The sequence below is a fragment of the Solemya elarraichensis gill symbiont genome (assembly GCF_002021095.1).
GTDB lineage: Bacteria > Pseudomonadota > Gammaproteobacteria > Chromatiales > Chromatiaceae.
On the sequence record NZ_MPRK01000167.1, the window covers coordinates 1 to 3,916 of the forward strand.

At 49.0% G+C, this 3,916-nt stretch carries 6 protein-coding genes and 1 pseudogene; all 7 read left to right on the forward strand.

Translation table 11 applies throughout. The features are described 5' to 3' along the window. A pseudogene (locus BOW51_RS08195) lies at nucleotides 1–355 on the forward strand (hypothetical protein); the annotation flags it as partial. Then, nucleotides 352–1,776, forward strand: coding sequence for a replicative DNA helicase (gene dnaB, locus BOW51_RS08200; RefSeq protein ID WP_078477261.1), 1,425 nt, complete (start codon nucleotides 352–354; stop codon nucleotides 1,774–1,776). The pseudogene BOW51_RS08195 and the gene dnaB, both read left to right, overlap by 4 nt. Further along, nucleotides 1,776–1,997 (forward strand): hypothetical protein, encoded by a 222-nt coding sequence (locus tag BOW51_RS08205; RefSeq protein ID WP_078477262.1) that lies wholly within the window; start codon nucleotides 1,776–1,778, stop codon nucleotides 1,995–1,997. The genes dnaB and BOW51_RS08205 overlap by 1 nt, the downstream gene beginning before the upstream one ends. A gap of 15 nt (nucleotides 1,998–2,012) precedes the next feature. Further along, complete coding sequence (locus BOW51_RS08210; RefSeq protein ID WP_135568160.1) at nucleotides 2,013–2,492, forward strand: NinB/YbcN family protein; 480 nt, start codon at nucleotides 2,013–2,015, stop codon at nucleotides 2,490–2,492. Beyond that, on the forward strand, nucleotides 2,489–2,989 hold the full coding sequence (locus BOW51_RS08215; RefSeq protein ID WP_245828629.1) for a recombination protein NinG: 501 nt from the start codon (nucleotides 2,489–2,491) through the stop codon (nucleotides 2,987–2,989). The genes BOW51_RS08210 and BOW51_RS08215 overlap by 4 nt, the downstream gene beginning before the upstream one ends. Nucleotides 2,990–3,207: 218 nt before the next feature. Beyond that, nucleotides 3,208–3,522, forward strand: coding sequence for a hypothetical protein (locus BOW51_RS08220; protein ID WP_078477266.1), 315 nt, complete (start codon nucleotides 3,208–3,210; stop codon nucleotides 3,520–3,522). Beyond that, entirely contained in the window at nucleotides 3,515–3,727 is a 213-nt protein-coding gene (locus BOW51_RS08225) for a hypothetical protein (protein ID WP_135568161.1), read from the forward strand. The genes BOW51_RS08220 and BOW51_RS08225 overlap by 8 nt, the downstream gene beginning before the upstream one ends. Nucleotides 3,728–3,916 lie beyond the last annotated feature (189 nt).

Below are 3,916 nucleotides of genomic sequence, written 5' to 3' on the forward strand. Positions count from 1 at the left end.
AAAGGAAAAGGAAAATACTACATTGTCGCCAAGCGTGTCCGCTTTGCCAACTGTTCCGAATTGCCCTCACCAGGAAATCATCGCCGCTTATCACAAATACCTGCCAACACTGCCACAAGTGCGAGTGTGGAACGATTCACGAAAAAAGAAACTGGTAGCCCGTTGGCGTGAAGAGACGGCACGGCAAAACGTCGACTGGTGGAGAGACTTGTTTTCATGGATAGCAAGCTGTAACCCGCATCTCATTGGCGATAATGAGCGGCAGTGGACTGCTGACCTTGAGTGGATCGTTACCGCGAATAATTTCATCAAAGTCATCGAAGGCAAGTGCCAGCGCAAGGGGGAAGACGCATGACCCAGCGAACAGGCAGTAACGCAACAACCACTGGTGTCAGACAGCCACCAAACTCCATTCAGGCCGAGAGAGCGATCCTTGGAGGCCTGATGCGTGACATCAAGGCATGGCAGAAAGTAGAGGATTTGCGTGATGACGATTTTTATTGGCGTGAGAACAGGTTGATTTTCTCAGCAATGAGAGCTGTTGCATTTGCAGGAAATCCCATTGATATCGTGACCGTGATTGTTGAACTGACCGAGAACGGCACACTTGACGATGCTGGCGGTCAGCAGGTGATTGGTGAAATCGCAGCTCAGACCAACAGTGCAGCAAACATCAAGTACTACGCGGATATCGTCAGGGAGCATAGTGTCGCAAGGCAATTAATCTCAACCTCAACGAACATAGCAGAGAAGGCTTACAACGGTGGAAAGCCTGACGACTTGATTGAATTTGCACAGAGCGAACTGAGCGAACTGGCAAAAACTGGCAGATCGAAAGGTGCAGCAAAATCCACCAAGGAAATCCTGCGGGTGGTCACTGAGCAGATGTCGCGTCAGTACGAAGGGGGCGAGGAGGTCGGTGTAATGACTGGCTATCACGACCTGGACGAGAAAACTTGCGGACTGAAGCCGGGTGAGCTAATTATCGTGGCTGGTCGGCCCTCGATGGGGAAGACAGCATTAGCCATGAATATTGCGAAGCGTGTGGCTGAAAAAGGTAAAGCGGTCATGGTGTTTTCGATTGAAATGCCGAGTACCCAGCTAATCCAGCGGCTTCTTTCTGATGTCAGTACTATCCCATTGCGGAAAATTATTTCTGCAGAACTGGATGACGACGACTGGACTAAATTCACCGCAGCTACATCCAAAATCGCAGGGATGCCGATTTCAGTCGATGACGCTGGAACAGCGAATATTCAATACATCAAATTCTCAGCAAGAGCGCAGCATGAAAAAACACCATTGAGCCTCATCATGGTGGACTATTTGCAGTTGATTGAGGAAAGCGGAAGCGAGAACAGAGCCAACGAGGTCGGTAAAATTACACGTGGATTGAAAGCACTGGCAAAAGAGCTCAATGTGCCTGTAATTGCCTTGTCGCAGTTGAATCGCGGTCTTGAGCAGAGAAGCAATAAACGACCAATCATGTCCGACCTGCGGGACTCTGGAAACATCGAGCAAGACGCTGATCTGATTTTATTCACATACCGAGACGAGTACTACAACCCTGGCAACTACGCATCTCAGGGGTTTGCTGAAATTATCATCGGCAAACACAGAAACGGAGAACTCGGCACGGCGTTTCTCAACTTCCAGGGGGATTACTGCCGATTCATGCCTTGTGCTGGTGATGTGCCAGATGGCTACTATGAGAGAAAGAAGCCTGCAGTTGTCAGGGGGTTCGATAATAAGACAAAAGCAGCGGATGATTTCTGATGAGTCTGGACGACATGACATTCATCAAGGGCGAGCGGGAAAAGTTCAAGTCAGCGTGTGCTGAGCGTAAAAAGACAAAGCAAACGAAATGGACAGACAAGGACAAGGATCTGCTTTGGAAGCTGTGCGTGGCTCAGGGTTCTGAAGGAGAGCAGGTACGGGAAGATCAAGAATTTCCTGATCCCGTTTATCCACAAGATGTCAGCGCCGACAAGCATTGACCTGGGGTGCTTGAAATGAAAGTTATCGCTATATACCTACTCAGTTCTGTGATGGATTTTACAGTCTCTTCCAAGCATGCAGAAGCCACAGTGAAGATCGATCCAGGCAGCCGGTACGTGTTGGTTCAGGGAGAGTGCACGGGAGGCCGTAGTGTTAGGCAGAACAACTTGTACTGGAAATGGCTCGCCGAAATCCAGGGTGCAGATCTGAATGAGCTGGCAGGCCACACGAAAGAGGAGTGGCATGACGTGTTGAAGAGCAAGTTCGCCGTACCCATCCTGGAGCGTGACGAGGAAATTGACTACGGAGAAATGCGGATGCTGTACAAGAACGCAACTCAAAACGAGCAATCAATGCTGAAAAAACTGATAGCCGACTCAATCCACGTGCCAGACCTCAACGTCGAGCAGATGAGTGAGTTAATGACGAGTATTCAGCGATGGGCAACAGATCGAGGGGCGCAGCTAACACGGCCAGAGGAAGGCGTCCTTTGAGAGTCTGCAAGGTGTGCAGAACCAAGTTCGACAACCAGGTAAACCCCCAGCAGATCGTCTGCTCACCAAAGTGCGGAATTGCCTACGTAAGACAGGCCAAGGAAAAGGAGTGGCGCAAGGAGAAGAAGCGGAGGCTGGAGAAGATCAAGACCAGAAGCGAGTACCTGGCAGAAACGCAGAAGGCGTTTAACGCCTATATCCGGTTCAGGGACGCAGGACAAGGATGTATCTCATGTGGCAACAAGGCAGCAGTGCAGTATCACGCAGGGCATTACAGGACGGTTAAGGCGGTGAGCGCATTGAGGTTTGACGAGGACAACGTGCATATGCAGTGCAGTCAGTGCAATTGCCATGACTCGGGGAACATCTGCGAATACCGGATTCGTCTCAGACGCAAGATAGGCGATTGGCGGCTTGAGCGAATTGAGAATGACAGGAGAACATTGAACTGCACCAAAGAGGAGGTTATCGAAATACGTGATTTTTACAGGGCGTAGGTTAGGCGAATGATGAAGGAGGCAGCGTAGTGAGCAAGAGGTTATGGCTTGTTACAGATGAATTCAACCTGAGATTTTATTACCAAGAAAATTTGGTGACTTGGTTTGTAAGCTGGAAATATTTTTTGCGTCACGATTTGTGCAAGAAGGATCGCTGCGTGAATAAATACGTACCAGGCGCATAGCACTGCATCCTGTTCGACAAGTACGGTAGTTGCATGAAAGATCAGTTCTTTGTCACGACAGAGGGGGTGATAGCAGCTACCAATATCGTGGAGGCAGCGATAGAGGAGATTGAGGGTGTTGCTTCGTTTGCCGTGATCAGGGTATTGAATAATTCACTTGTGGGGGAATGGATGAACATTGACAGCATGTTGACATATTGGGGTGTATGGCACAGAAAACTACTAGATCATGATGGCCTTGGATATGGTAATTCGACGATTGAGTCTGAAATCATGCAGTATGGTGGTCTTTACGGGGGGCAAAGTGAAGCGGTGCAGAATCCCGGAAGGGGTGATCGTTTTGGGTGAGGTCAGGCAGATCGACAGGGCAATGCGGAAACTCAAGCGGGTCAAGCCTAAGATATATAACGCGATTGAGGTTAAATACACGGGCGACTGGAAGAACGAGAAACTGTGTGCCGAATCACTTAGCGTCTCGACAAAGGAATTGCGGTGCAGGGTTGAGGTTGGCAAGGCGTTTATCGAGGGTGTTTTGTTGGCACATGCAGCATAAAGATAATAATTACAAATAACTCCTTGACTTGGTACTCAATGTGCTCTACATTAGGATAAATATGGATTTTTCCCCTTAGGATAAATTTATCCACAACCTGCCTCCAACTGGACGCGGGTTTTTTATTGTTCGAAGGAAACCGCAAGGACAATCCAACGGCAGGAGCAACCGAGAGGATTTCACTAATGG